The sequence below is a fragment of the Rhodoferax sp. GW822-FHT02A01 genome (genome assembly GCF_038784515.1).
GTDB lineage: Bacteria > Pseudomonadota > Gammaproteobacteria > Burkholderiales > Burkholderiaceae_C > Allorhodoferax.
The window spans coordinates 4,721,281-4,747,402 of record NZ_CP152376.1 but is presented as its reverse complement, the minus strand read 5'-3'; the positions used below and the strand labels follow the sequence as shown (position 1 = coordinate 4,747,402).

At 62.2% G+C, this 26,122-nt stretch carries 24 protein-coding genes; 8 read left to right on the top strand and 16 right to left on the bottom strand.

Going from position 1 to position 26,122, the window contains the following annotated elements; genetic code table 11:
- Position 1: 1 nt before the first annotated feature.
- The 4 genes from AAGF34_RS22525 to gabT are packed head-to-tail and all read right to left on the bottom strand — an operon-like array spanning position 2 to position 4,717.
- Positions 2-1,240 carry an ABC transporter permease gene (locus AAGF34_RS22525; RefSeq protein ID WP_342617939.1) on the bottom strand — a complete coding sequence of 413 codons (1,239 nt, stop codon included), beginning with the start codon at positions 1,238-1,240 and terminating at the stop codon, positions 2-4.
- Positions 1,241-1,264: 24 nt separating this feature from the next.
- Positions 1,265-2,290, bottom strand: coding sequence for an ABC transporter substrate-binding protein (locus tag AAGF34_RS22520; RefSeq protein ID WP_342621163.1), 1,026 nt, complete (start codon positions 2,288-2,290; stop codon positions 1,265-1,267).
- Positions 2,291-2,336: 46 nt separating this feature from the next.
- The gene (locus tag AAGF34_RS22515; protein ID WP_342617938.1) at positions 2,337-3,413 is read right to left on the bottom strand and encodes an ABC transporter ATP-binding protein; all 1,077 of its coding nucleotides are present in this window, start codon (positions 3,411-3,413) and stop codon (positions 2,337-2,339) included.
- Positions 3,414-3,424: 11 nt separating this feature from the next.
- Positions 3,425-4,717 (bottom strand): 4-aminobutyrate--2-oxoglutarate transaminase, encoded by a 1,293-nt coding sequence (gene gabT, locus AAGF34_RS22510; RefSeq protein WP_342617937.1) that lies wholly within the window; start codon positions 4,715-4,717, stop codon positions 3,425-3,427.
- Positions 4,718-4,896: 179 nt separating this feature from the next.
- On the opposite strand from gabT, the gene AAGF34_RS22505 reads away from it, so the two are divergent.
- The 3 genes from AAGF34_RS22505 to AAGF34_RS22495 all read left to right on the top strand — a co-directional run bounded on the left by AAGF34_RS22505 (position 4,897) and on the right by AAGF34_RS22495 (position 10,714).
- Positions 4,897-6,288 carry a PLP-dependent aminotransferase family protein gene (locus AAGF34_RS22505; protein WP_342617936.1) on the top strand — a complete coding sequence of 464 codons (1,392 nt, stop codon included), beginning with the start codon at positions 4,897-4,899 and terminating at the stop codon, positions 6,286-6,288.
- 73 nt (positions 6,289-6,361) lie between these two features.
- The gene (alaS, locus tag AAGF34_RS22500; protein ID WP_342617935.1) at positions 6,362-8,986 is read left to right on the top strand and encodes an alanine--tRNA ligase; all 2,625 of its coding nucleotides are present in this window, start codon (positions 6,362-6,364) and stop codon (positions 8,984-8,986) included.
- 204 nt (positions 8,987-9,190) lie between these two features.
- Complete coding sequence (locus AAGF34_RS22495; protein WP_342617934.1) at positions 9,191-10,714, top strand: methyl-accepting chemotaxis protein; 1,524 nt, start codon at positions 9,191-9,193, stop codon at positions 10,712-10,714.
- An 18-nt stretch (positions 10,715-10,732) separates the two neighbouring features.
- Here the strand turns inward: AAGF34_RS22495 and AAGF34_RS22490 are convergent, their stop codons facing one another.
- Positions 10,733-11,737, bottom strand: a complete 1,005-nt coding sequence (locus tag AAGF34_RS22490) for an ATP-binding protein (protein WP_342617933.1) — start codon at positions 11,735-11,737, stop codon at positions 10,733-10,735.
- Between the two features lie 65 nt (positions 11,738-11,802).
- Positions 11,803-12,540 (bottom strand): response regulator transcription factor, encoded by a 738-nt coding sequence (locus tag AAGF34_RS22485; protein ID WP_342617932.1) that lies wholly within the window; start codon positions 12,538-12,540, stop codon positions 11,803-11,805.
- 223 nt (positions 12,541-12,763) lie between these two features.
- Between AAGF34_RS22485 and AAGF34_RS22480 the strand changes: the two genes are divergently transcribed.
- Positions 12,764-13,390, top strand: a complete 627-nt coding sequence (locus tag AAGF34_RS22480) for an EF-hand domain-containing protein (protein WP_342617931.1) — start codon at positions 12,764-12,766, stop codon at positions 13,388-13,390.
- Between the two features lie 24 nt (positions 13,391-13,414).
- Here AAGF34_RS22480 and AAGF34_RS22475 read toward each other — a convergent pair whose 3' ends face one another.
- Entirely contained in the window at positions 13,415-13,780 is a 366-nt protein-coding gene (locus AAGF34_RS22475; RefSeq protein ID WP_342617930.1) for a thioredoxin family protein, read from the bottom strand.
- 116 nt (positions 13,781-13,896) lie between these two features.
- Between AAGF34_RS22475 and AAGF34_RS22470 the strand changes: the two genes are divergently transcribed.
- Together AAGF34_RS22470 and AAGF34_RS22465 are read left to right on the top strand one after the other, a co-directional pair.
- The gene (locus AAGF34_RS22470) at positions 13,897-14,673 is read left to right on the top strand and encodes a ferredoxin--NADP reductase (RefSeq protein ID WP_342617929.1); all 777 of its coding nucleotides are present in this window, start codon (positions 13,897-13,899) and stop codon (positions 14,671-14,673) included.
- A 26-nt stretch (positions 14,674-14,699) separates the two neighbouring features.
- Positions 14,700-15,707, top strand: coding sequence for an adenosine kinase (locus AAGF34_RS22465; RefSeq protein ID WP_342617928.1), 1,008 nt, complete (start codon positions 14,700-14,702; stop codon positions 15,705-15,707).
- A 2-nt stretch (positions 15,708-15,709) separates the two neighbouring features.
- On the opposite strand, the gene dinG is transcribed toward AAGF34_RS22465, so the two are convergent.
- The 6 genes from dinG to AAGF34_RS22435 form a co-directional block, all read right to left on the bottom strand.
- On the bottom strand, positions 15,710-17,857 hold the full coding sequence (gene dinG / locus AAGF34_RS22460; RefSeq protein WP_342617927.1) for an ATP-dependent DNA helicase DinG: 2,148 nt from the start codon (positions 17,855-17,857) through the stop codon (positions 15,710-15,712).
- A gap of 4 nt (positions 17,858-17,861) precedes the next feature.
- The gene (locus AAGF34_RS22455; RefSeq protein WP_342617926.1) at positions 17,862-18,806 is read right to left on the bottom strand and encodes a pseudouridine synthase; all 945 of its coding nucleotides are present in this window, start codon (positions 18,804-18,806) and stop codon (positions 17,862-17,864) included.
- Between the two features lie 28 nt (positions 18,807-18,834).
- The gene (gene trmB / locus AAGF34_RS22450; RefSeq protein ID WP_342617925.1) at positions 18,835-19,590 is read right to left on the bottom strand and encodes a tRNA (guanosine(46)-N7)-methyltransferase TrmB; all 756 of its coding nucleotides are present in this window, start codon (positions 19,588-19,590) and stop codon (positions 18,835-18,837) included.
- 39 nt (positions 19,591-19,629) lie between these two features.
- The gene (gene gluQRS, locus AAGF34_RS22445) at positions 19,630-20,532 is read right to left on the bottom strand and encodes a tRNA glutamyl-Q(34) synthetase GluQRS (protein WP_342617924.1); all 903 of its coding nucleotides are present in this window, start codon (positions 20,530-20,532) and stop codon (positions 19,630-19,632) included.
- Positions 20,529-21,572 carry an FAD-dependent oxidoreductase gene (locus tag AAGF34_RS22440; RefSeq protein WP_342617923.1) on the bottom strand — a complete coding sequence of 348 codons (1,044 nt, stop codon included), beginning with the start codon at positions 21,570-21,572 and terminating at the stop codon, positions 20,529-20,531. The genes gluQRS and AAGF34_RS22440 overlap by 4 nt, the downstream gene beginning before the upstream one ends.
- A gap of 78 nt (positions 21,573-21,650) precedes the next feature.
- Entirely contained in the window at positions 21,651-22,592 is a 942-nt protein-coding gene (locus AAGF34_RS22435; RefSeq protein WP_342617922.1) for a LysR family transcriptional regulator, read from the bottom strand.
- Positions 22,593-22,681: 89 nt separating this feature from the next.
- Here AAGF34_RS22435 and AAGF34_RS22430 point away from each other — a divergent pair, with 89 nt between their 5' ends.
- Both AAGF34_RS22430 and AAGF34_RS22425 read left to right on the top strand, forming a co-directional pair.
- Entirely contained in the window at positions 22,682-23,383 is a 702-nt protein-coding gene (locus AAGF34_RS22430) for a pirin family protein (RefSeq protein WP_342617921.1), read from the top strand.
- Between the two features lie 89 nt (positions 23,384-23,472).
- On the top strand, positions 23,473-24,027 hold the full coding sequence (locus AAGF34_RS22425; RefSeq protein WP_342617920.1) for a flavodoxin family protein: 555 nt from the start codon (positions 23,473-23,475) through the stop codon (positions 24,025-24,027).
- 55 nt (positions 24,028-24,082) lie between these two features.
- On the opposite strand, the gene AAGF34_RS22420 is transcribed toward AAGF34_RS22425, so the two are convergent.
- From AAGF34_RS22420 to AAGF34_RS22410, 3 genes are all read right to left on the bottom strand, one after another.
- Positions 24,083-24,895: a DUF2145 domain-containing protein gene (locus AAGF34_RS22420; protein WP_342617919.1), complete on the bottom strand. Its 813-nt coding sequence runs from the start codon at positions 24,893-24,895 to the stop codon at positions 24,083-24,085.
- 2 nt (positions 24,896-24,897) lie between these two features.
- A complete protein-coding gene (locus tag AAGF34_RS22415) occupies positions 24,898-25,257 on the bottom strand; it encodes a hypothetical protein (protein WP_342617918.1) in 360 nt (119 codons plus the stop codon).
- A gap of 77 nt (positions 25,258-25,334) precedes the next feature.
- Positions 25,335-26,084, bottom strand: coding sequence for a sulfurtransferase (locus AAGF34_RS22410; RefSeq protein ID WP_342617917.1), 750 nt, complete (start codon positions 26,082-26,084; stop codon positions 25,335-25,337).
- Between the last annotated feature and the right edge of the window lie 38 nt (positions 26,085-26,122).

The window sequence follows — 26,122 nt, the reverse complement described above, 5'->3', positions numbered from 1 at the left end:
TTTATCCCAGGCTGAGTTCGGCCTTGCCAAAGCGGCGGTACACCGCGTACAGGGCCAGCGTGGTGATCAGCAGCACCGAACCCAGTGCGCAGGCCATACCCCAGTTGACTTCTACATTGGTGTACTGGGCCACGTAGTAGCTCAGCATCTGGTCACCGGCACCACCGAGCAAGGCAGGGGTGACGTAGTAGCCAATGGCCGTGATGAACACCAGCAGGCCGCCCGCGGCCACGCCAGGGTAGGTCTGCGGCACGTAGATGCGGAAGAACGCGGCCAGCGGCGCACTGCCCAGGGATACGGCGGCGCGCACGTAATTGGCGGGCACCGACTTCATCACGCTGTATAGCGGCAGGATCATGAAGGGCAGCAGGATGTGCACCATGGCGATCACCACGCCCAGGCGGTTGAACAGCAAAGGCACAGGGCCGTCGGTCAGGCCTGAGAACATCAGGAAACGGTTCACCAGTCCGTTGCTTTGCAGCAGCACGATCCAGGCAGCAATGCGCACCAGCACCGAAGTCCAGAAGGGCAGCAGCACCAAAATCATCATCAGGTTGGCACGGCGCTCGCTCAATGTGGAGAGCCAATAGGCCAGTGGATATCCAATGAGTATGCAGATCAGTGTGACGACGGCGCTGATGGAGAAGGTGCGCAGCAGGATGTCGCTGAAGGCCGCTTCTTCGGCACCCACCCGCACGATGGAGCCTTGCGCATCGCGCTTGAGGTCCAGCGAGGTCAGCAGATAGTCGGGCGTCCAGCGTGAACTGTTCTTGGCAATGGCCCACCAGTAGGGGAGTTCGCCCCAGCGGGCGTCCTGCGCAATCAGTTTGTCCTTCACCTGCGCTGCGCTCAGGCCTTCCACGTCCAGCTTGGCACGGTAGGTGCTCATGATGAGCGAGCGTGCACCGCTCACTTCCGAATTGAGTCTGCGCGCCAACACACCGGCCTGTGCGGTTTCGGGGATGGCGGCGAGGTCACTGACAAGCGCTTGGTAGGCCTCGTCCGGTGGAGCGGCCTTGCGGTCCCAGCCCGACAGGGCCTTGCCGGTTTGCACCAGGCTGTCTGCGACCTCCGGGTTCTCCACTGCGCGGATCAGCAGTGCTCCCAGCGGCACCAGAAAGGTGAGCGCCAGGAACACCAGCAAGGGCAGGGTCAGGGCCATGGAACGCAAGCGCTTGCGTCGTTCAACCCGGGCCAGTTTGGTGGCCAGGGACACCGGTGAAAGCGCTGCTGCGGTCATGGTCTGTCTTACCCCTTGTTCAACTTATTGCGCTGCCCAGGCGGCAAAGCGCTTTTCCAGAGCTTCGCCCTGGTCGGCCCAGAAGGTGATGTTGAATTGCAATGCGTCCTTGCTGTTGGCAGGGGAAGTGGGCAACAGGGCCAGCACCTTGGCATCGATCTTGGGCAGGGCCTTGTTGTTGGTCGGGCCGTAGGAGATGTACTTGGCGTACTCGGACTGCTCGTTGGCGCTGGAAGCCATGGCGATGAACTTGGTGGCCAGGTCCTTGTTGGGCGTGCCCTTGGGCATGACCCAGTAGTCCAGGTCATAGATGCCACCGGTCCAGGTGATGGCCAGGTTCTTGCCTTCGCGTTGTGCGGCGTCGATGCGGCCGTTGTATGCGGTCGTCATGGTTACGTCGCCCGCCACCAGGAACTGGGGCGGCTGCGCACCGGCTTCCCAGAACTGGATGTTGGACTTGAGTTCGCTCATCTTCTTGAAGGCGCGGTCAGCACCTTCCTTGGTGGCCAGCACCTTGTAGACGTCAGCCGTCTTGACGCCGTCCGCCATCAGCGCAAATTCCAGGTTGTAGCGCGCACCCTTGCGCATGCCGCGCTTGCCAGGGAACTTCTTGGTGTCCCAAAAATCGGCCCAGGTAGTGGGCGGTGTCTTGAGCTTGTCGGCGTTGTAGGCCATGACCGTAGACCAGATGAAAGTGCCTACGCCGCACTCGTGCACGGCTGCCGGCTGGAAGTCAGCCTTGGGAGCCAGCTTGGACCAATCCAGCTTTTCAAACAGACCTTCGTCGCAGCCGCGGTTGATATCGGGGCTTTCCACTTCAACCACGTCCCAGGTGACCTTCTTGGCTTCAACCATGGCCTTGATCTTGGCTTGCTCGCCGTTGTATTCCACCGGCACGATTTTGGCGGCTCCGCTCTTCTCGAAGGGCTCAAAGTAGGCCTTCTTCTGCGCGGCGCCGTTGGCACCGCCAAAGTTCACCACGGTCAGTTGGCTTTGCGCCAGCACCGGCAGGGCCAGAACACCAGCAATAGCAATCATCAGGGGCTTCATATTCATCGACGTTTCCTTCTAGAGAGGTAGGTTGAAATGCTGAGATTCAGCGGTACACACGCAGGTGTTCTGGGGGGGCATAGACATGAATCGTCTGGCCGGGGTGGGGCAGGGCGGCGTGTTCCAGCGGCATCTTGATCGTGGCGGCTTCCTGGCCGGCCACTTCGCAGCGCACGCGCAGGTGGTCCCCGAAATAGATCAGATCGATCATGCGGGCCTCGATGGTGTTGGGGCCTGCAGATTGCGCCAGTTGCAGCCGCTCGGGCCGCACGCCGCACTGCACGGTGTCGCCGATCTGCGCGCGATTGACATTGACGCCATGCAGCTGTACGCCATTGGGCAGCACCACATTGCATTGGTTGCCCTGGGTCTGAAACACCTTGGCATCGAGCACCGTGCTGTCACCCACAAAGCTGGCCACGAAGCGGTTCACCGGTGTTTCGTACAGCGTCTCTACAACATCGATCTGCTGGATGATGCCGTCGTTGAAAACAGCCACACGGTCCGACATGGTCAGCGCTTCCGACTGGTCGTGTGTCACGTAGACAAAGGTCACGCCCAGGCGGCGATGCAGCTCCTTCAATTCGATCTGCATGTGCTCGCGCAGCTGCTTGTCCAGCGCGCCCAGCGGTTCGTCCATCAACACCAGCTGCGGATCAAACACCAGGGCACGCGCCAGGGCCACGCGCTGGCGCTGGCCGCCGGAGAGTTGTGCCGGATAGCGGTTGCCCATGGCGCCAAGCTGCACCATGTCCAGTGCGCGGGCTACCTTTGCCTGCTGCTCGCCGGCTGGCACCTTGCGCACGGTCAGCGGATAGGCGATGTTGTCGGCCACCGTCATGTGCGGGAACAGGGCGTAGTCCTGAAACACCATGCCGAAATTGCGCTTGTGCGGGGGCGTGCGGGTAATGGGCACGCCCGCCAGGCTGATTTCGCCAGCGGTGGGCGACTCGAAACCAGCCAGCATCATCAGCGTGGTGGTCTTGCCCGAGCCCGAAGGTCCGAGCAATGAGATGAACTCGCCTTGCTGGATCTGAAGGTTCAGGTCCCGTACAACCAGATTCTTGCCGTCATAGGTCTTCTCGACGCCAGTAAAACTGACGAGGGCTTTCTTGTCACTCATCACGGTCAAACTCAGGCGACCGCGTCAAAGCAGGCAGCAATGATGTCCAGACCTTCATCCAGGATGGCGTCGCTGGCGGTCAGCGGCACCAGAACGCGAATCACGTTGCCGTAGGTGCCGCAGGTCAGCAGAATCAGTCCGCGTTTGGTGGCTTCGGCGGCGATGCGCTTGGCCAGATCGGCATCGGGTTGATGGATGTCACCGTTCTTGAACAGCTCCATGGCCACCATGGCACCCAGGCCCCGCACGTCGCCAATGGCCTTGTGCTTGGCTGCAATCGCCTTCAGGCCCTGAGTCAGGCGTACACCGACATCACGGCTGCGCTGCAGCAGGTTTTCCTTCTCGAATACGTCGAGCACTGCCAACGCGGCGGCGCAGGCAATGGGGCTGCCGGCATAGGTGCCACCCAGGCCGCCAGGGCCGGCTGCATCCATGACTTCGGCACGACCGACCACGGCAGAAATGGGGAAACCACCGGCCATGGATTTGGCCATGGTGATCAGGTCCGGGGCAACACCGCTTTGCTCCACGGCGAACCAGGTTCCGGTGCGGCCGGCACCGGTCTGCACTTCGTCGCAGATGAGCAGGATGCCGTTGGCATCGCACAGTGCGCGCAGCCGTTGCAGCAGTTCTGGAGGCGCCACGTTGAAGCCGCCTTCGCCTTGCACTGGCTCCAGGATGATGGCTGCCACACGCTTGGCTTCGATGTCGTTCTTGAAGATGGCTTCGATGGAGGCGATGGAGTCATCCACGCTCACGCCGCGCAGGGCGTTGGGGAAGGTGGCGTGGAACACTTCCGAGGGGAAGGGGCCAAAGCCTGTCTTGTAGGGCGCTACCTTGCCGGTCATGGCCAAGGTCATCAGTGTGCGGCCGTGGTAGCCGCCGCCAAAGCAGATCACACCAGAGCGGCCGGTGGCGGCGCGGGCGATCTTGATGGCGTTTTCCACCGCTTCGGCGCCGGTGGTCAGGAACAGCGTCTTCTTGGCAAAGTTGCCGGGGGCCTTGGCGTTGATGCGCTCGGCCAGTTCCACGTAGGGCTCATACGCCAGCACCTGGAAGCAAGTGTGGGTGTACTGGTCGAGCTGGTCCTTGACGGCCTGGATGACGGCAGGGTGGCGGTGGCCGGTGTTGAGCACGGCGATACCGCCGGCAAAGTCGATGTAACGGCGTCCTTCCACATCCCACACTTCGGCGTTTTCGCCCTTGGCAATGAAGATCTGGTGGCTGTGGCCCACGCCACGGGGTATGGCCGCTTCGCGACGGGCAAACAGGGCAGCGTTGGTGAAATTGGCGTCGCGTTGCATGCAAAAAAACTCCTGATGGATATTGGGAATGGCAGTCCGGGGCGGGCCTGCGGTGAAGCGGCGACTTTAGGGCCGGGTGGGAGGGACTAACATATACAGATAGCCCTTGGTTTTGAATGCACTGTGCAGGCTGCCGGGCCAGTACATATTTCCCCTTACTCTCGTTGGCAGCGCCTTACATGTTTGTTCTTGATCCCAAATCCACCGTTCCGTTGGTGACCCAGATCGTTGTGGGTTTTCGCCAAATGGTGGATGACGGCTCGTTGCGGGCCGGAACCAAGGCGCCATCGATTCGCCAGTTCGCCCATGCCCACGGCGTGAGCGTCTACACCGTGGTGGACGCCTACGACCGCCTGGTGGCACTGGGGTACTTCCAGTCGCAAGCACATTCGGGCTTCTTTGTGCGCAGCCGGGGCACGGCTGGCACGACCGTGAGCGGCGGAGCCGGGTCGTACAGCTTTGACTCCATGTGGTACCTGTCGCGCATTTTTGAAAACCGCAAGCTGCACAACAAGCCCGGATGCGGCTGGCTGCCCGGTGACTGGCTCTTCGGCGATGGTCTCAAGCGCAGTCAGCGCGCGCTGCTGGCCGCTGATGTCGAGATGGGCGGCTACGGTGACCCGCGCGGCTTTTTGCCTCTGCGTCAATTGGTGCGCGACAACCTGGCTGCCCGTGAAATCGTTCTGGGCGCGGACCAGGTGCTGCTGACCCAGGGCTCAAGCCAGGCCATGGATCTGGCTGCGCGCAACCTGGTGCGGGCTGGGGACACGGTTCTCGTGGACGAGCCGGGCTATGCCAATTTGCTGTTTTCGCTGCGCTTTCTGGGCGCCAAACTGATAGGTGCCCCGCGCTCGCCCAGTGGCTACGACCTGGATGTGCTGGAACAGCGCATCATCGCGCACCGCCCCAAGGTGTTCTTCACCCAGCCGCGCCTGCAGAGCCCGACCGGGTCGACCGCATCCCTGTCCCATCTGCACCGGGTGCTGCAACTGGCGGAAAAGTACGACTTTGTGGTGGTCGAGAACGACATCTACGCCGACCTCGACCCGGAGTCCCGCCCTTCGCTGGCCAGCCTGGACCAGCTCAAGCGGGTCATTTATGTGGGCAGCTTTTCCAAGACCATTTCACCCAACATCCGGGTCGGCTTCATGGCCGCTTCGGCGTCTCTGCTGGAAGAATTGACGCGTCTCAAGATGTTTTCAGGCCTCACCTCTTCCGAGTGGACCGAGCGTCTGGCCTACGGGGCCTTGATAGACGGCCGCTGGCGCAAGCACATCAAGTCGCTCAAGGACCGATTGGCCCAGGCGCAGCAACTGCTTTCGGCGCAGCTGCTGGCAGCAGGTTTTGCGCTCTTTACCGAACCCAAGGCCGGCATGTTTCTCTGGGCCTGTCATCCGGCGGTCCACAACGCTGCAGAACTGGCCTACAAGGCGGCCGAGCAGGACGTGCTGCTTGGGCCGGGGCATCTGTTTTCCGTCGATCTGGAGCCCAGCCCCTGGTTGCGTTTCAATGTGGCATGGTCGCAGGACGAAGCGGTCCAGCGCTTTCTGGCGGAACTGAAGACTCCCTGAGCGGGCACCGCTGGGGCCGCGGCGGGCGATAATACGCGGCTAATCTTTTTGAACCTGCCCCGAGAAGCCCGACATGACCCAGCCTGTAATGAGTGTTGCCGACATCCGCAAGACCTTCCTCGACTTTTTTGCCTCCAAGGGCCACACCGTGGTGGAAAGCAGCCCGCTGGTGCCGGGCAACGACCCCACGCTGATGTTCACCAACTCGGGCATGGTGCAGTTCAAGGACGTGTTTCTGGGTACCGACAAGCGCTCTTACGTGCGCGCGGCTTCCGTGCAGGCTTGCCTGCGCGCCGGCGGCAAGCACAACGACCTGGAAAACGTGGGCTACACCGCGCGCCACCACACCTTCTTCGAGATGCTGGGCAACTGGAGCTTTGGCGACTACTTCAAGCGCGAGAGCCTGAAGTGGGCCTGGGAACTGCTGACCGAGGTCTACAAGCTGCCCAAGGAACGCCTGCTGGCCACCGTGTATGCCGAAGACGATGAGGCCTTCGACATCTGGACCAAGGAAATCGGCCTGCCGCCTGAGCGCGTCATCCGTATCGGTGACAACAAGGGCGGACGCTACAAGAGTGACAACTTCTGGATGATGGCCGACACCGGCCCCTGCGGCCCCTGCTCGGAAATCTTCTACGACCACGGTGAAGGCATTCCCGGCGGCCCACCCGGAAGCCCGGACGAGGACGGCGACCGCTTCATCGAAATCTGGAACAACGTGTTCATGCAATTCAACATGGACGAGACCGGTGCCGTCACGCCGCTGCCCGCGCCCTGCGTGGACACCGGCATGGGCCTGGAGCGCCTGGCCGCCATCCTGCAACACGTGCACAGCAACTACGAGATTGATCTGTTCGACCAGCTCATCAAGGCCGCAGCGCGTGAAACCGGCACCACCGACCTGAGCAATCCGTCGCTCAAGGTGATTGCCGACCACATCCGCGCCACATCCTTCCTGGTCAGCGACGGCGTCATCCCCAGCAACGAAGGCCGCGGCTATGTGCAGCGCCGCATCGTGCGCCGTGCCATCCGCCATGGCTACAAGCTTGGCAAGAAGACACCGTTCTTCCACAAGCTGGTCGCCGACCTGGCCCGCCTGATGGGTGACGCCTACCCCAAGATGCGCGAGCAGGAAGCCCGCATCACCGAAGTGCTGCGCGTGGAAGAAGAGCGCTTCTTCGAAACCCTGGCCACCGGCATGGAAATCCTTGAAGGCGCGCTCAAGGACGGCGCCAAGGTGCTGCCCGGTGACGTGGCTTTCAAGCTGCATGACACCTATGGCTTTCCGCTCGATCTGTCGGCCGACGTGTGCCGCGAAGCGGGCGTGCAGGTGGACAGCGAAGGCTTCAACGCCGCCATGGAAGCGCAGAAGGCCAAGGGCCGTGCCGCAGGCAAATTCAAGATGGACAAGGCGCTGGAGTACACCGGCGCGGGCAACACCTTTGTCGGCTATGACCACCTGACCCAAAGCGCCAAGGTATTGGCGCTGTATGCCGAGGGCACGCCGGTTGCCGAGCTCAAGGCAGGCCAGAACGGCGTCGTGGTGCTGGACACCACGCCCTTCTATGCTGAGAGCGGCGGCCAGGTGGGCGACGTGGGGGCCATCTTCACCGACTCCTCCATGTTTGAAGTGTCTGACACGCAGAAGATCAAGTCCGATGTCTTCGGCCACCACGGTGCGGTCAAGTCCGGCACCCTGGCAGTGGGTGACACGGTCACTGCCCATGTGGACGCCGCAGTACGTGCCGCCAGCATGCGCAACCACTCGGTCACCCACCTGATGCACAAGGCCTTGCGCCTGGTGCTGGGTGACCATGTGCAGCAGAAGGGCAGCCTGGTGGACTCCGAGAAGACCCGCTTCGACTTCACCCACAACGCGCCGGTCACGCCCGAGCAGATCCGCGAGATCGAAGCCCTGGTGAACACCGAAATTCTGGCCAACGCGCCAACGCAAGCACGCCTGATGCCCATAGATGAAGCCAAGCAGACCGGCGCCATGATGCTGTTCGGCGAGAAGTACGGTGACATCGTGCGCGTGCTGGACATCGGCACCACCACCGAGTTGTGCGGCGGCACCCATGTGCAGCGCACCGGTGACATCGGCTTCTTCAGCATTGTGAGCGAAGGCGGCGTGGCCGCCGGTGTGCGCCGTGTGGAGGCCGTCACCGGCTTGGTCGCCTTGCACCATGTGCAGGAACTGGAAAGCACACTGGACGACGTGGCGGGTAAGCTGCGCGCCACTGCCGAAGAGCTGCCGGTGCGCGTGGACGGCATGCTTAGCCAGATCAAGGAACTGGAAAAGGAACTGGCGGCCGTCAAGGGCAAGCTGGCTTCTGCGCAAGGCGACGAACTGCTCACCAGTGCGGTGGACGTCAAGGGCGTGAAGGTGTTGGCAGCTCGCCTGGAAGGCGCTGACGCCAAGACCTTGCGCGACACCATGGACAAGCTCAAGGACAAGCTCAAGACGGCGGTCATTGTGTTGGCAGCGGTGGACGGCGAGAAAGTGCAGATCGCAGCCGGCGTGACTGCCGACACCGTGGGCAAGGTCAAGGCCGGTGAACTGGCCAACCACGTCGCCAGCCAGGTCGGGGGCAAGGGCGGTGGCAAGCCCGATATGGCCATGGCCGGTGGCACTGAGCCCGGCAAGCTCTCCGGGGCATTGGACAGCGTGTTGGCCTGGGTTACCGCCAAGCTGTAATACCCTGCCGGGGCGTGTGACTTAACGGGGCCTTACAGCCCCGTTTTTTTATTTGCGATTTAGCCAACATTTGAGGGTGTTCTCGGGTGTTCACACGTCCGTCATGCAAGTACATTACGCGCATCGAGCATCTGGCACGTTGGTTCACGCAGGTCCGGTTGACGGGTTCGTGGATGACGGGTCGGAGATAAGGGAAAAAATACGATGCAAACAAATGGTGTGTTAGGGCTTGGCGTCGCGGTGCTGCGACGGTTGACGTTCTCCCGCAAGATTGCATTGATCGGTTTTCTTTCCGCCATGCCCATCCTGGTTGTGCTCTGGGCATTTTTCGTCGGCACAGAACCCAAGGACGCTTTTCAGGTTGTCATGGGGCTCTGCATCGTGGACGCCGCGGCTTTGGTGTATGTCCTGGTGGCTTGCTACGTCAGCGTGACGCAGGACATCGCGCAGATGGTGCAGTATGTGGATCGCATGGTTGCCGGCGATCTGCGCCAGCCTGTGGTGAGCCGCAGCAAAGACGAATTGGGGAGCGTTTTGACGGTGGTTGGTCAACTGGGACGGACAGTGTCTGCCATGGTGGCCAATGTGCGCGGAAATGCCGCCTTTGTAGCCTATGCCGGGCAGAGCCTGGAGCGTGACAGCCGTGATCTGTCGGATCGCACAGAACAGCAGGCGGCCAATCTGGAGCAAACATCCGCCAGCGTGCAGGAGCTGGCCTCTGCAGTGCAAGTCAATGCGGGGACGGCAGTCAGCGCCAACGGCCATGCCAGCGAAGTGCGGGATGCGGCAGTAGGTGGCGCCAGCGCCATGGAGGAGGCCGTCGTTTCCGTGGAGGCGATTCAGGCCAGCGCCAAGCGCATGGATGAAATTGTGGGTGTGATCGATGGTCTGGCTTTTCAGACCAATATCCTGGCGCTCAACGCGGCGGTGGAGGCCGCACGCGCAGGCGAGTCGGGACGCGGCTTTGCCGTGGTAGCTACCGAAGTGCGTTCACTGGCACAGCGTTCAGCCGCCTCTTCCAAGGAAATCCGCGAGTTGATCGGAGCCTCTTCCGCGCAGATTGCGGCCAGCGTGCAGAAGATCCATGCAGCCGGTTCCACCATCAAGGGCATGGTGGCGGGCATCCGCGAAGTGGCCGGCAGCATGTCGCAGATCTCCAATTCCAGCGCCGAGCAGAGTTCTGGTCTGAGCGAGATCACGGCTGCAGTGCGCCAGCTTGACGAGATCACGCAGCGCAACGCACAGATGGTTGGTCATGCGGTGGAAAAGGCCGAAGACATGCGCCGTCGCGCCACTACGCTGGTGGATTCGGTAGCCATGTTCAAGCTGATTCAAGGCTCACCTGAAGAGGCGGTTGCGCTGGTGCAGCGCGCTGTGGCGCACAGGCGCAGTGGCAGCAGGGACAGCTTCCTGCGCGACCTGACGGAGCCATCCAAAGGGTTTCATGACCGGGACATGTACGTCTTTGCTCTGGATGAGCACGGTACCTACCTGGCCTTTGGCGGCAATCCATCCAAGGTCGGCACGCGGGTGCAGGACATTGCCGGTATCGATGGCGAAGGTTTGCTGCAAACCATCATGGCCCAGGCCAATTACGAGCCTGGATGGGTGGAGTACAACATTACGAACCCCACAACGGGTACCGTGCAGACCAAGATGTCTTACGTGACGGCTGTCGACGATATCTATTTGGGCTGCGGCGTATACAAGAACCTGGTTGCCAACTGAGCCCGGTTGGGGCGCTGTTCAGGTCGTTGCGGGAAAGCGCATTTCCACCTGCAGGCCGCCGCCGGATCGGTTGCTGAGTGCGAACGTACCGCCATGGCGTTTGACAATGTCGTTTGCTGTGGCTAGGCCCAGTCCCACACCCCCGGTGTGGCGGTTGCGTGAGGACTCCACTCGGTAGAAGGGCAGCAAAACCTTGTCCAGGGCCTCGGGCGGTATGCCAGGGCCGCGGTCGCAGATGCACAGGCTCACCTCGGAGCCAATGCGTTGCAGGATGATTTCGGCGCCTCCGCCGTAACGCACGGCGTTGTCCATGACATTGGCAATGCTTCGGCGTATGGCGGAGACTTGGGCCTTGATAGGCAGCGCGTAATGCTGCTCGGCGGTGGTCTGCACCATCGCAACGGCATCACCGCAATCCTGGCTATCGTGTACCTGGCTTTCCACCAGGGAGCGCAGGTCCAGCTCCACCCAGGGTTCCGCCTCAGCCGCGCCGCGCAGATAGTCCAATGTGGCGCGGATCATCTGGTCCATCTCGGCAATGTCCCTGCCCAGACGCTGTCGGTCGTGCTCGTTGTTCAGGGACTCCACACGCAGCGCCAGCCGGGTTAGCGGTGTGCGCAAGTCATGCGACACGGCGGCAACAAACTGGTCACGTTCTTCCAACTGGGTGCATATATGCGCCTGCAGCTGATTGATCATGCTGGTGGCCTCCCGGCATTCGCGGGTTCCTTGCGGTGTGATGGGCGCGCGATGGATATTGCCGGCCAATTCGCGTGTGGCCTGCGCCAGCCGATGCATGGGGGCCGCCAGCCAGCGTGCACCTACCCAGGCCGCCAGCAACACCGCGCTCAGGCGCACGCTGATGTCCATCAGCATGCCTTGCAGCGGCGAACCGTGCGGGGGAGGGGGCATAGGGTGTGGTGGCGGATGCACGCCACCCCATGGCTCGGGGCGGAATTCGAAGAGCAGGGAAAGCGCCAGTACATGGCTGGCAATGGCCACTACGCTCAGCAGAAGTGCCAATCTTCCGAACAAGCTGTCGGGGAGCCATCTTTGCAGGACTTGCGCAGTCCTGCGCAGCAGGGGCATCAAGCGCGCCACGCGACCCTTCCCTGCACGGACTGCACGTTGAACATATAGCCCGCACCGCGTATGGTCTTGATCATCGAGACCTCGCGGGAATCGTCGGCCAGCTTATGGCGCAGACGCGACACCAGCAGATCGATGCTGCGCTCAAACGCGTCCATGGCCCGGCCACGGGCCTGCTCCATCAACTGGTCTCGGCTGAGCAGTCTGCGTGGTGTTGAAAGAAAGGTGTTGAGCAGGCGGAACTCCGCATTGGACAAGGCCACCACCAGGCCGGTGGGGGAGACCAGGGTGCGCAGATTGCGGTGCAGTTCCCAGCCATCAAATACCACCACTTCGCTGGACGCCACGGCCTCCTCCGGTTGCGGGCCTTGCGAGCGCCGCAGAACGGACTGGATGCGCGCAACCAGTTCGCGGGGTTCGAAGGGTTTGCTCATGTAGTCGTCCGCACCGTTTTCCAGACCCAGGATACGGTCCAGGGTGGAGGTGCGGGCCGTCAGCATGATGATGGGCGTGCGGGTCTGGCGGCGGATCTCCCGTGCCAGCATCAGGCCGTCCGCGCCGGGCAACATGATGTCCAACACCACCAAGTCCACGTTGTGGCGCCTCAACTGCTCGCGCATGCTTGGCCCGTCGCTGGCGCAATGTACCTCGTAGTTGAATCGGGTGAGGTATTCACCCAACAGCTCGGTGATCTCGGCGTCGTCGTCGACCAGAAGGATGGAGGTTTTTGCAGTCATGGCGTCCCTTGTGCAGAGACAAGTTTAGAAACAAGGTCCCGGGCATAAGCGCTGAATTGCCACGGGAAACCGGTACTGTAACGGGCTTCTTTTGCAGTTTTGTATCAGCTTTGATACCAATTTGAAAAGACCAGCTTACCTGCGCCGCCAAGAATGGAGTGGTCGCTCGGGCCCTGTATGCAACGGGTGACATCTTCATTCACCAGCAGTAAAGGAATTGACCATGAGCACAATCGGGGGAGTCAGCAGCTCCGGCAATGCATGGGCCACACCCAGCGCGCAGCGTAGTCAGCACCAGGCAAAAATGTTTGCCAAAGTGGATACGGATGGCAGCGGCAGTGTGGACCAGAGCGAACTCAGCGCCATGCTGAGCGACATCAGCCAGAAGACCGGGACCAGTCTGGGTGACAGCAAGCAGCTGTTCACCAAGATGGACACCAATGGTGACGGCAGCCTGTCCAGTGACGAATTGGGTCAGGGCATGAAGGACCTCCTGCCACCACCCACCACCATGGATTTCGCCCAGTCGCACGCGCAGGACGGCCAACCAGCGCGGTCAAGCGGCGCTGGCGGAACAGGTGGAACGCAGTCAACCTCCAGCATCTCCAGTAGCACGACCTACGATCCATTGGACGTCAACCAGGACGGTACGGTGTCCTCCATGGAGCGGCTGGCTGGCATGCTCAAGGAACTGGCGCAAGGCGCAAACTCCTCGGATTCTTCTGGCAGCTCAGGAAGCTCCAGCAACTCGGAAGTGGCCAAGCTGGCACAAAAGCTCTATGAGCAGATCAGCGCCAGCCTGCAGCAGTCCGGCAACAGCACCACCAGCACACTGAGCGCGACAGCCTGATCTGCCCGGCTCGCCTGAGGTGGGTCAGGCAGCCCGCTGCATGCTGATGCGCTGCGTGATGGCCTGCACTTCGGCAGGCAAGCGGCTGAGCCCAGTATTGCCCAGGTGGGACTGAATCAGCCGCCGCAACGTCTCCAGGTGGGGCGTCACAGTGCCAAAAAAGCGGGCCTGCCCGCCCGTGGCAATCAGAATGGTGGGGAAGTTCTCTACTTCGATGGGGTCGACCAGGTCCGATTCGTCTTCGATATCAATCCAGCGGAACGTGGCACCAGGGAATTCCCCCTGCAGACGCTCAAACAAGGGGGCGTACTCGTTGCAGGTACCACACCACTGAGCGCACAAACAGGCCACCAGCAAGGGGGCGGAAGACGGGTTTTCTGGGTTTGACATGGCGCAAAAGGACTGCTTATAAGTTCTGGAGCTATGGATATGCCGGATTGTGGCAGGCCAACCTTTTACACTATAGGGTTTGCTGCAACGCAACTTTGACCCACCACAAGGCCCCCATGAGTGCATTTCTGGAAGAAACCGTATTAAGCGTACACCACTGGACAGACCGCTTGTTCAGCTTCACCACCACCCGTGACCCCGCATTGCGGTTTTCCAACGGCCACTTCACCATGATCGGCCTGCGCCAACCCAACGGCAAGCCGCTGCTGCGCGCCTACAGCATCGTCAGCGCCAATTACGAAGAGCATCTGGAGTTCCTCAGCATCAAGGTGCAGGACGGCCCGCTGACCTCCCAGCTGCAACACATCAAGGTGGGTGACAAGATCGTGGTCGGCAAGAAGCCCACGGGTACCCTGTTGATCGACTACCTGCTGCCGGGCAAGAACCTGTATCTGCTGGGCAGCGGCACCGGCTTGGCGCCGTTTCTGAGCGTGGCGCGCGATCCGGCCACCTACGAGCGCTTCGAGAAGGTCATCGTGGTCCATGGCGTGCGCGAAGTGAAGGAACTGGCCTATTACGACTACCTCACCAACGAGCTGCCCGACCACGAGTTCCTGGGCGACATGGTGCGCGAGCAGATGCTGTACTACCCCACGGTGACCCGTGAGCCCTTCCGCAACCAGGGCCGCATCACCGACCTGATCGAGTCCGGCAAGATGCAGGCGGATCTGGGTCTGCCCAAACTTGACCCCGCAAATGACCGCGTCATGATCTGCGGCTCCCCCGGTTTGCTCAAGGACTTGAAAGTCATTCTGGAAAAGCGTGGCTATGCCGAAGGCAGCACCACATCGCCCGGCGACTTTGTCGTTGAGCGTGCCTTCGTCGAACAATAGCTTCAACCTGCTACCTCCGGAAACCCATGTCCCATTACGATCTTTACGCCATTGGCAACGCGCTGGTGGACTCCGAATACGAAGTCACTGACGCGCAACTGCAGGCCCTGGGCGTGGAGAAGCGGCACATGACGCTCATCGATGCCGAGCGCCGCGCCCATCTGCTGGCGGGTGTGCAGGGGCTGCACAGCCGTCGCACGGGTGGCGGCTCGGCCGGCAACACCGTGGTGGCCGTGGCGCAGCTGGGGGGCAAGGCCTTCTATTCCTGCCGTGTGGCCGATGATGAACTGGGGGCCTTCTACCACCAGGACCTGCTGGCCAATGGTGTCGCCACCAATCTCTCGCATATGCCGTTTCCCGAGGGGCAGACCGGCATCTGCATGGTGATGGTGACGCCCGATGCCGAGCGCAGCATGAGCACCTTCCTGGGAGCAACGGCAGACATCGATCAGACCTCCTTGCATGCCAAGGACATTGCCAAGTCCAAGGTCTATTACATGGAAGGCTATCTGTCCGCCTCGCCCACCGGGCTGGACGCCGCCCTCAAGGGGCGTGCCATTGCCAAGGAAGCGGGCGTCAAACTGGCTACCACCCTGAGCGACATGACCATGATCAACTTCTGCCGTCCCGGTCTGGAAGCCATGGTCGGCAGCGATCTGGACTACCTGTTCTGCAACGAGGAAGAGGCGCAGGTCTGGTGCGGCAGCAAGGACCTGCCCACCATCGTCACCCATATGTCCAAGCTCGCCAAGGTCGTCTGCCTGACCCGCAGCGCCAAGGGCTGCCTGGTGATCGAAGGTGCGCAGCAGACCGAAGTGCCCGCGGTCAAGGTTCAGGCCATCGATACCAATGGCGCTGGCGACATGTTTGCGGGTGCCTTCCTCTTCGCGGTCACCCACGGCCACAGCCACGCGCAGGCAGCGGCGTTGGCCAACCGTGCGGCAGGACAGGTGGTATCGCAGTATGGCAACCGCCTCACGCCCGAGCAATTGCAGGCCATCCGGGCTGAATTCGAAGCGTCGCTCAGCGCCTGATTTCAGACGGGCTGTGCAGCCTCGCGGCCCTGGCGCCGCAGCTGCCGGTAGGGTGGCAAGCCACCCAGCATTCTTCTTCCATACGGCTGCAATTGCAGCCGTTTGTCATAGCAGATCACCTGGGCGCGGTCTTCCTCGGTGCGGATGGCACGGCCGGTCCACTGCAGCAGCTTGATGGCGGTGGCCGGGATCACCAGCTCGCTGAACGGGTCACGTCCCATCTTGCGCAGCCATTCGGCGCGCGCCTCGTCCACCGGTTCGCTGGGCGGCGCAAAAGGCAGCTTGCAGATGAACACGGTTTCACACAGCTTGCCGGGTAGGTCCAGCCCTTCGCCAAACGATTGCAACCCGAACAGCACCGAGGGCAAACCCGCTTCCACACGCGCCATATGGCTGGCCAGCAGGCGGGTGCGCGACAAGCTGCCCTGCACCAGCACGGTGTCCATCAGGCGTGTGGGCAGTGCCTGGGTTGCGGCGCGCATCTGGGCACGCGAGGTGAACAAGGCCAGCGCGCCGTGCTGCACCTCGTCCAGATCGCGGATCAGCAGCTCCACCATCTCGGCCGTGTAGGCATCTGCCTGCTTGGGTTCGGCACGGGTGTGCACCACGGTCAGCGTGCCTTGTTCGGTGTAGTCAAAAGGGCTGGAGACTTCCAGCGTGCTGACGTTGGGGTTGCCGGACAGACCGGCCTCCTGCAAAAAGTAGTCAAAGCTGCCGCAACTGGTCAGCGACGCGGAGGTGACCACCGCACCCCGCACTTGGCTCCACAGAAATTGGCGCAGCAGGTCGCCCGGCACCATGGGGCAGGCGTGGGCGCTCAGGTTGAGGTAACCGTTTTCGCTCTCGGCCTGCAGCCATTTAGCCAGGGGCTGCTCGCCATGCTCCAGCAGCAGCTGGGCCGTGCCGCTGAGGCTGGCCAGGCGTGGCGCCAGCGCGCCCAGCTTGGCGTAGAGCTGCGCGCACAACGCAGCCATGGACGGGTCTTCCTTGGCGATGGCTTTCACATCCACACCCAGCGCTTCCAGCGCCTTTTGCAGGCCAGTGGCTTGCGCGCTGATCTGGGCGATGGGCTCATGCAAGGGTTCCGGCAGCACACCATGCGCAAACCGCAGCGTGCCGTCGGCGCCTTCTGTCGTGCCGTGCACCAGGTCCAGGGCCAGGCGCTGGGTTTGGGTCAATACGGTCTTGAGCTGAGAGCACACGGTGGTAATGTCCTCGCCCAGGTGCAGATGCAGGCGCTTGGCCACGTCCTGCATGGTGCGTGGCAGCTTGTCCAGCCAGCGCAGGTTGCTCAGGTCCATGGCGCTGGAGAATTGGTCTAGCGCGACGGCAGGAAGGTGGTGGCCTTCGTCAAACACCACCAGGCAGTTGTCCAGATCGGGCAGGGTCTTCAGGCCCAGGGTTGCCAGCACCAAGTCGTGGTTGGCGACGATGACCTGCGCCTCAGCCAGGCGGGTGCGCGCGTTGTAGTAGCTGCAATCCTTGTAGCGCGGGCAGTGGCGCGCGGTGCAGGTGTGGCGTTCGGCGGCCACGGCAGACCAGTCGCTGGGTTCGGGGGCTTGGGCCAGGGTGTCGCGGTCCCCGTCCCATTTGTTGCCAGCCAAGAGTGTGGCCATGTGGTCGTAAAGCTGGATGCGCCGTTCCTCGATGGCTTCTTGTGACGCGGTGGACAGAGCAACGGCCGGGAAGTCCTCCTCGAACAGGTCTTCTTCACCGCTTCCGGTGCCGGCCAGGCGGTCCAGCTTGACCTTGCACACATAGCGTCCGCGCCCTTTGGCCAGGGCAAACACAAAGGGTTTGTCCATGCTGGCGGCCAGCACAGGCAGGTCCTTGTGGATGAGTTGCTCCTGCAGGGCCACCGTGGCAGTGGACACCAGCACGCGGGTCTTGCGCTCCAGCGCCATGGCCACGGCTGTGCTGAGGTAGGCAGCGCTCTTGCCCACACCGGTGCCGGCCTGGATCACGGCAATGGCCTTTGCCGGTGCGGCCTGGTCTCCCAGGTCGGCTGCGGCCAGTGTTTCGGCCACGCGCTCGGCCATGGCGTGCTGGCCGCTGCGGATTTTGAAGCCGGGGGAGCTGCGCACCACCTGTTCGAAGGTCTGGAGGGCGAGCGCGCTCAAAGCGGCGGGAGTGGAAGGGGTAAAGCTCAAAACATCAATCTGAAATAGGAACCGGATGGTCGGCCGCCACGTCTTGCAGGGGCAGCAGCGACAGGCCGCTGGTGAAGTGGCGCGGCTCGCCGGTCACCGGGTCGGTAAAGGCCAGCGTCTTTGCCAGCAGCTGCAAGGGCTTGCTGGTGTCGGCACTGCCTTCGGGCGTGAGGGTGGGGTAAATGCCGTCATGGACCAGCGGCAGCCCGAGCGCATGCATATGCACCCGCAGCTGGTGGCGCTGGCCTGTGACGGGCTGCAATTCATAGAGTGCATATTCGCCAGTCTGTTGAATCGGGCGGATATGGGTGAGGGCGTTGGCAGGGCCCGGCACTTCGGCCTGCTGCATGAAGTGGCTGCCTTCGGCGATGCGGGTGTGGCGCGTGACCGGCCAGGCCAGCGCCGGGTTCCAGCGGGCCACCGCATGGTAGGTCTTGCGTACCTGGTGTTCTCGAAACAGCCGGTGGTAGAGGTTGCGCGTGGCCGGATTGCGGGTGAACAGCACCAGCCCGGCGGTATCGCGGTCGATGCGATGGGCGGGTGCCAGGCTGTCGGTGCCAAAGGCTTTGTTCAGGCGCACCAGCAGCGTCTCGCGTACATATTTGCCAGACGGAATCACCGGCAGAAAGTGTGGCTTGTCGGCTACCACGATGTGTTCGTCCTGCCAGACGATGCGTTCTTCAAAGGGCACCTTGGGTTCGGTCGGCAGACTGCGGTAGTAGTAGATGCGCTGCCCGGTGTGGACCGGTGTGTCGGCTCGCAGGACCAGTCCTTGTGAATCCACGATGTCGCCCGCGTTCAGGCGTTGCTGCCAGTCTTCGCGGACCACGGCAGTGAAGCGCGCTGCGAAGAATTCCAGTGCATTGGCCCGGACTCCGTCAGGCACCACCACGCAACTCGGGCTCAGGCCGTCGCGCGGTGGCGGTGGATTGGGGCGATAGCGGGCCATGGTCTCAGGATTGCCTGACGCGAGAAACTCAGACGCGCTCGAAGACCAGATCCCACACGCCGTGGCCCAACCGGATGCCACGGTTCTCGAACTTGGTGAGGGGGCGGTAATGCGGCTTGGGCGCGTAGCCCTTGAGCTCGGGGTTGCTCGCCAGCGCGCGGTTGCGCAACTGCGGCTCGGCGCTGAGCACTTCCAGAATCTGCTGGGCGTAGGGCTCCCAATCAGTGGCGCAGTGCAGATAGCCGCCGGGCTTGAGGCGTGCCGCCAGCTTGGCCACCAGCGGTGCCTGGATCAGCCGGCGCTTGTTGTGCTTGGTCTTGTGCCAGGGGTCGGGGAAGAAGATGTGCACGCCGTCCAAGCTGGCCAGGGGCAGCATGTGGTCAATGACCTCCACCGCGTCATGCGCACAGATGCGGATGTTGGTCAGCTGGTTCTCGCCAATGCGCTTCAGCAGCGCGCCCACGCCGGGCTCATGCACCTCACAACACAGGAAGTTGGTATCGGCCAGGGTGGCCGCAATCTTGGCCGTGGCTTCGCCCATGCCAAAGCCGATCTCCAGCACCACAGGGCGCTGGGTGGGCGCTGCGTCCGGCGAGGCAAAGGCCGCCTGGAAATCCAGCAGGCTTTGCTGGTAGGGGAGCAGGAACCTGGGGCCCAGCTGCTGAAAGGCTTTGGCCTGGCCGACCGTGGTGCGACCTGCGCGTTTCACAAAGCTCTTGATGGTGCGCATGAAAGGCTTGGGGGCCTCCGCGCCGTCTTGGGGTGGGGTGTTCTCGGTATTCATGATCAGGTGGGGTGTCGCCAACGGACACGCTATTGCGACTCAATACATGGCGCGCCAGTGGGCAACCCAGGCGGCCAGTGCCATCCCCCTATTGTCGCGGTTTCCGCGGGGATGCAGTCCCAGGCTTTCGGCGGCCTGATCCAATGCAGCCAGCGCGGCTTCAGCGGTGCTGGTATCCAGCGCAGCGGCGCCATTTTGTTTGCTGAGCTTTTGGCCATCTTCTGCCAGCACCAGCGGCGTGTGCAGGTAATGTGGCGTGGGGTAGCCCAGGGCCCGCTGCAGCAGGATCTGGCGCGGCGTGTTGTCGGACAGGTCTTCCCCGCGCACGACATGGGTGACGCCCTGGTCCGCATCGTCCACCACGACTGCCAGCTGGTAGGCAAACAGGCCGTCTGCCCGCAGCAGCACGAAGTCGCCCACGGCCTGGGCAACATCCTGCACCTGCGGGCCGCAGCGCCTGTCCGTCCAGTGCACCACCGATTGCTCTGGCGTGCGAAAGCGCCAGGCACGTGCCGGCTTGCCGTGCAAGCCATCGCGGCAGGTTCCGGGGTACACCAGTTCACCGTGGCGCGGCTTGGTCTTGCCATTGGCGTGCAGGGCTTCTTCTATGTCCTTGCGGGTGCAGGCGCAGGGGTAGGCCTGGTCGCACTCTATGAGCCGGTCCAGGGCCCGGCGATACAGGTCTGTACGCTGGCTTTGCCACACGGGCGGTTGGTCGGGGTACAGGCCGCAGGCGGCGAGTTGTTGCAGGATGTGCTGGTCTACTCCGGGCACACAGCGCGGCAGATCGACATCTTCGATACGCACCAGCCATTGGCCTTGCTGTGCGCGGGCATCCAGCCAGCTCGCCAGCGCGGCCACCAGCGAGCCTGCATGCAGCGGACCCGTGGGAGAGGGCGCAAACCTGCCCCTATAGGCTTGCGACGGCCCGGCGGCGCTCACAACATGGCGAGTGCCAGTTCCAGTCCTGACACAAAGGCGTCTTCCACGCGGTGGCCCAGGCACCAGTCGCCGCAAACACCCAGGCCTAGCTTGGCGTCCCACAGGTGGGACACGCCCAGGGGCTTTTCCGTCTTGGCGTAAAGCCAGCGGTGCACTTCGGCGTGGGCCGGTTCGGCACGGATGCCGGTGACTTCGGCAAAGGCCTTGATCAGCTTGGCGGTGACACGGCTGGCGTCGTCCTGCAGATGTTCCTGTGACCAAGCGGCGCTTGCCTGCACCGTCCAGCGCTCCACGGCACTGCGTCCGGGCTTGCTGGATTCACGTGCCAGCCAGGCGATGCGGTGGTGGGTGCTTCGGGCGGCATTCCATTGCGGGCCCAGTGTGGTCAGACCGGGCTGAACGGCTTGCGGAAAGGCCACCATCAGGGTCCAGCATGGTGCCACCGTGGACTTGGCCACTTTCTTGGCCAGTGCCGAAGCCGCCTTGTGCGTCTTGAGCAGCACTTCGGCTTGCGGGCCGGGAATGGCCAATACGACGGAGTCAAACCCGCTGAATACATGCGTGCTGTCTTCTGCACCTGCGGTGCGCAATTGCCACTTGTGCGAATCCAGCGCATCCTTTTCGATGGCGGTGACGCGCACCTGCAACTCGACCGAGCGGTTGTCAATCAGGGGCTGGGCCCAGGCGCGCACCAAGCTGCTCATGCCGGGTTTGGCGACCCAGTGCGGCTCGCGCGCCGGCAGGCCTGCTTCGGCCACGCGGCCGTGGGAGTCCAGCACTTGCACCGTATTGGCACTCCAGCGGCGGCAGATGCTGGGCGTGGTTTCCAGCGCTTGCGCAAAACGGCCGTCACGCACCGTGAAATATTGGGCGCCATGGTCAAAGCTGCCAAAGGCACTGCTGCGGGTGGACATGCGTCCGCCAAAGCCATGGCTCTTCTCGAACACCGTCACGCTATGGCCCGCCTGTACCAGAGTGCGGGCACAGGCAATGGCTGCCATGCCTCCCCCCACGATTGCGATGCGTTTGGAATTGCTCATGTGCGCTTTCTCCGTTTGTGAAAGGGTTTGCATGGTTTATACACGCACATAGAGCCGCCTTCGGGCTTGGCAGCGACTTTAGTAGCTGGCGTGGTTCTCCAGCAGCGCGTTGCGCGTGGTCGGGCTCTCCAATTGAGACAGCCACCACTGCATGGCGCGGCCCTGGCTCTGGTTCTTGGTCTGGCGCCAGGCGTAGTGCACGGTGACCAGGCGTTTGGCGCGTTCGGTCTGTTTGAACACCAGGCGGCCGGACTCCAGATAGCGCGTGGCCATGCCCGCGGGCAGGTGACCGACACCCAGTCCGCGCAGTTGTGCGTCCAGCTTGTCGCGCATGCTGGCCACGGTAAAGACCTCCTGGCCACTGAAGATGCCAAAGGTCTGGCCACTGCCGCGCTGCACCGAGTCTGCTACCGCCACGGCCCGGTGCTGTTGAATGACTGCATCGGATAACGGCTCCTGTGCCTTGGCCAATGGGTGGTGCGGGGCGATGGCAAAGATGAAATGGGCTGTGCCCAAAGGCTTGCTCTGCAGTCCGCTCACATTGCTGGAATCCGGGCCTGTGCCTATGGCCAGATCGGCCTGGCCCGAGGTGAGGGCTTCCAGCGTGCCCGAGAGCGTTTCGTCGCGCAGGCGGATTTGGGTGGGAGGGTTCAGGGCGTAAAAGGCATCGCAGAGTTCCATCATGGTGGTTTTGGAAACAATGGTGTCCAGGGCGATGGTGAAGCGCGATTCCCAACCGGTGGCGACACGTTTCACGCGGTTTGCCACCGCGTCAATCTCCCCCAGCAGGCGCGCGCCTTCACTGAGCAGCTCGGCGCCGGCCGCAGTCATCTTTGCCTGGCGCGAGCTGCGGTCAAACAGCAGCACGTCCAGCGCATCTTCAATTTGGCGAACCCGGTAGGTCAGCGCGCTGGGCACCATGCCCATTTGACGGGCCGCCGCGGCAAAGCTGCCGGTACTCGCAATGGTTTGCAGCATGGAGAGAGCGTCGGGCGTCAGTACATCGCGGGGAGTTTGCATGAAAGAGGGTGTTTTGGTTGAAAACATTTGAATGATGCCATCAATCAGCATGCAATGCAGAAGGTCACCCCAGCCCTAAAGTAGATGCCATGATCACATTACGCAAATCCTCTGAGCGCGGCTATGCCGACCACGGTTGGCTCAAGTCTTTCCACAGCTTTTCATTCGCGGGCTACTACGACCCCAAGCACATGGGCTGGGGCAATCTGCGCGTGATCAACGAAGACCGCATCGCCCCAGGCACCGGCTTTGGCACGCACGGCCACCGCGACATGGAAATCATCAGCTACGTGGTGCAGGGCAATCTGGCCCACAAGGACAGCATGGGCAACGTCAAGGGCATCCCGCCCGGCGACGTGCAGCGCATGAGTGCGGGCACTGGCGTGCAGCACAGCGAGTTCAACCATGCAGAAGGCCAGACCACGCACTTTTTCCAGATCTGGATTGAACCTGATGTGCGCGGCATTGCGCCCGGTTACGAGCAAAAGACGTTTGCCGCAGATGAAAAGCGCGGTGTCCTGCGCCTGCTGGCCTCCAGTGACGCGGCGGGTGGGTCCGTCAAGATTCATGCAGATGCGCGTCTCTATGGCGGCCTGTTTGATGGTGAACAGGCTGCTTCGCTGACCCTGGCACCGGGACGCAAGGGCTATGTGCAAATGGTGAGCGGCGAATTGCAGGTGAACGGTTTGAAGCTCGGCAGCGGTGACGCGGCCATGCTCGAGGGAGAGACCCGTATCGAACTTGGTGCGGGCAAGCAGGCAGAGGTGCTGGTGTTTGATCTGGCACCCTGATCGTGTTGAGAGTGGAGTGTGCCGCCCTGCGGTAGATTCCCAGTTGTTGTGTTTGTGTTTTCCAAATTAACCAATCAAGGAGTATTCGAATGGCAAAAGTTGTTGTGATTTACCACTCGGGCTATGGCCACACCCAGCGTTTCGCCCAATCCGTGGCACAGGGCGCTTCAGCCCAGCTGATCGCGATCGACGCGGACGGCAATCTACCTGAAGGCACCTGGGAAACACTGGCTGCAGCGGATGCCATCATCTTTGGTTCGCCCACCTACATGGGCTCGGTGAGCTGGCAGTTCAAGAAGTTTGCGGATGCCTCGTCCAAGCCCTGGTACACCCAAGCCTGGAAGGACAAGGTCTTTGGCGGCTTCACCGCCAGCGCCAACGTCAATGGCGACAAGTTCAGCACCCTGCATTACTTTATGACCCTGGCCATGCAGCACGGTGGCATCTGGGCTGGTACCGGCATCATCTACAACAACACCAAAGCCTCACAACGCACGGACATCAACTACCTGGCATCCAGCGGTGGCCCGATCGCCCAGACCCCGGGTGACGCAGGTGCTGACGAAATGAATACCGGTGATCTGGAAACCGGTCGCCAGTACGGCGAGCGCGTCGCGGCTCTGGCCGCCAAGTTCCGCGGCTAAGCGGCAGGGTGGGCGCCCTCTGCGGGCGCTGCCTTCAAAGTGGACCCTTGGCGGCTCAGCGAATGACTTCGCTGGCGCTGGTTGGGTCCACTTGCCGTATGTAGCTGGCCATGGATTCCACGGTTACCGTGTCAATCAGGTCGGCAAAACGGCGCTCGTCGGGGTGGTCGTCAAATGCCACATTGGCCCGAAACATGCGCGCACCCAATCGTGTGAAGGCGTTCAGCTTGAGCGTGCTGGGCTGGTAGCCCGTCAGCTTGAGCCATTGCTGCGCCTGCTGGCGAGTGGCAAGTGGCGGAGTGATGCCGACTTGCTGTGAAGTGGCAAGGGTCAGCAACTCCAGTACCCACTGATTGGAATTCTGGTATTTGTCGGAAAACGGATACGCCAGCATGTTGTAGAGCGGCTGGTGCATGGACAACGCGCGTTTGTCGTCGTTCACTATTGCCAGTAGCTTTTCCTGCACAGCGGGTGAGGGCACGATGAGCAGCGCTTCGTATGCGAACAGGTCATCCAGAAAGAAGTTGGCCAGACCTTCGTGCCACAGAGCCGACTGGTTGGAGTTGCAGGCATTGAGCAGGTGGGTGGTGCGCCACTGACCGCTTGCCGCATCCTTGCTGACAAACGCTATGTGGGAGTAACGCAAGCCGTATTTGGAGAGGTCTTGACCGACCCTTCCAACCAGTGCAATGCGAGGTTGCAACTGCTCCAGCCGTTGGTGGAGCTTGTACGCCGCTTGAAAGGCCTGCTGGATGGATTCCGGCTTGGGAGGCGCATCCGAGCAGGCAGTACCGGCTGTAGCTGCATTCGTCATGCACAGGCACAGGCACAGCAGTAGCGTGCCCCACAGTTTGGCTGCAGTGCGCATGCTTACTTGATCTGCGATTGGTGCAGCAGCGCTTGGCCGATGGCATTGGGAACAAATGCCAATAGTTGACCGGATGCCATGAGCGCGTAGCCAGTGGATTCCGCCACCACCCGAATGCTGGTGCCTGTGGCCACCGAAGCCGCCTTGACGGCCTTGGTGGATGCCTTGACGACAAAGGTGCTGCCCGCTTCCACGCCCTTGAGCGTCAGAGACACTACTTCACTTGCGCCTTCCACCACCCCCACGACAACGAAGGCGCCGCCCAGGCCCAGTGCCGAGGCCTGGCTGCCTTTGTCGCTTTGGGCAAATGCGGGCGCGCACAAGGCGGCGCCAAGGCAGGCGATCGTGATCAGTCTTTTCATGGAAGGTTTCCTGTGGGATTGCAGACCGCTGGAATCATACTGAGAACGAACGCGGCCAATTCAGGGGCGTATGCGTGTCATCCCTGTGTCAGTTCAGGTGCCGCCTCGAGCCGCGCATCAACCGCACGGCGCTCGTCAAATACAAAGCAGCCGCCGTGGTAATGGGCATCGCCGACTTCCTCGAAGTACTTGAGGATGCCGCCTTCCAACTGGTACACGTGCTCCAGACCCATCTGGTGCATCAGGATGGCGGCCTTCTCGCAGCGAATGCCACCGGTGCAAAAGCTCACCACGGTTTTGCCTTCCAGCTCAGCCTTGTGTTCCTGCACCGCGTGAGGGAACTCCGTGAACTTGGTGATGCGCCAGTCGATGGCGCCATCAAAGGTACCGGCGTCCACTTCAAAGTCATTGCGCGTGTCCAGCGTCACCACGGGCCGGCCTGAATCGTCATGCCCTTGGTCCAGCCAGCGTTTGACCGTGGCAGGTGGTACTGCTGGTGCGCGCCCTTCTGCCGGCCGTATGGTGGGGTGGTTCATGCGGATGATTTCGTTCTTGACCTTGACCAGCATCTTCTTGAAAGGCTGGGTGCCCGACCAACTCTCCTTCGGCGCAATGTCGGCAAAGCGTGCATCGGTGTGCAGCAGGGCGACAAAGCCGCGCACATACCACTCGGGCCCGGCCAGGAACAGGTTGATGCCTTCCTCCGCCAGCAAAATAGTCCCCTTGAGCTGCAGGGCCGTTGCGCGCTCCAACAACAGCTCGCGCAGGGCGTGCGCGTCGGGCAGGGGGACGAATTTGTAGGCGGAGATGTTGAGGATGGTGTTCACGCCCCAATTTTAAGTGGCCGCATCCCTACAATCCCACC

Coding starts and splice junctions, on each gene's coding strand:
- AAGF34_RS22430 (WP_342617921.1), top strand. CDS start 22,682: ATGATCACATTACGCAAATCCTCTGAGCGCGGCTATGCCGACCACGGT.
- AAGF34_RS22480 (WP_342617931.1), top strand. CDS start 12,764: ATGAGCACAATCGGGGGAGTCAGCAGCTCCGGCAATGCATGGGCCACA.
- AAGF34_RS22420 (WP_342617919.1), bottom strand. CDS start 24,895: ATGCGCACTGCAGCCAAACTGTGGGGCACGCTACTGCTGTGCCTGTGC.
- AAGF34_RS22475 (WP_342617930.1), bottom strand. CDS start 13,780: ATGTCAAACCCAGAAAACCCGTCTTCCGCCCCCTTGCTGGTGGCCTGT.
- AAGF34_RS22495 (WP_342617934.1), top strand. CDS start 9,191: ATGCAAACAAATGGTGTGTTAGGGCTTGGCGTCGCGGTGCTGCGACGG.
- AAGF34_RS22435 (WP_342617922.1), bottom strand. CDS start 22,592: ATGCAAACTCCCCGCGATGTACTGACGCCCGACGCTCTCTCCATGCTG.
- AAGF34_RS22455 (WP_342617926.1), bottom strand. CDS start 18,806: ATGGCCCGCTATCGCCCCAATCCACCGCCACCGCGCGACGGCCTGAGC.
- AAGF34_RS22515 (WP_342617938.1), bottom strand. CDS start 3,413: ATGAGTGACAAGAAAGCCCTCGTCAGTTTTACTGGCGTCGAGAAGACC.
- AAGF34_RS22525 (WP_342617939.1), bottom strand. CDS start 1,240: ATGACCGCAGCAGCGCTTTCACCGGTGTCCCTGGCCACCAAACTGGCC.
- AAGF34_RS22415 (WP_342617918.1), bottom strand. CDS start 25,257: ATGAAAAGACTGATCACGATCGCCTGCCTTGGCGCCGCCTTGTGCGCG.
- AAGF34_RS22485 (WP_342617932.1), bottom strand. CDS start 12,540: ATGACTGCAAAAACCTCCATCCTTCTGGTCGACGACGACGCCGAGATC.
- AAGF34_RS22425 (WP_342617920.1), top strand. CDS start 23,473: ATGGCAAAAGTTGTTGTGATTTACCACTCGGGCTATGGCCACACCCAG.
- AAGF34_RS22520 (WP_342621163.1), bottom strand. CDS start 2,290: ATGAAGCCCCTGATGATTGCTATTGCTGGTGTTCTGGCCCTGCCGGTG.
- alaS (WP_342617935.1), top strand. CDS start 6,362: ATGACCCAGCCTGTAATGAGTGTTGCCGACATCCGCAAGACCTTCCTC.
- gabT (WP_342617937.1), bottom strand. CDS start 4,717: ATGCAACGCGACGCCAATTTCACCAACGCTGCCCTGTTTGCCCGTCGC.
- AAGF34_RS22440 (WP_342617923.1), bottom strand. CDS start 21,572: ATGAGCAATTCCAAACGCATCGCAATCGTGGGGGGAGGCATGGCAGCC.
- AAGF34_RS22470 (WP_342617929.1), top strand. CDS start 13,897: ATGAGTGCATTTCTGGAAGAAACCGTATTAAGCGTACACCACTGGACA.
- AAGF34_RS22505 (WP_342617936.1), top strand. CDS start 4,897: ATGTTTGTTCTTGATCCCAAATCCACCGTTCCGTTGGTGACCCAGATC.
- trmB (WP_342617925.1), bottom strand. CDS start 19,590: ATGAATACCGAGAACACCCCACCCCAAGACGGCGCGGAGGCCCCCAAG.
- AAGF34_RS22465 (WP_342617928.1), top strand. CDS start 14,700: ATGTCCCATTACGATCTTTACGCCATTGGCAACGCGCTGGTGGACTCC.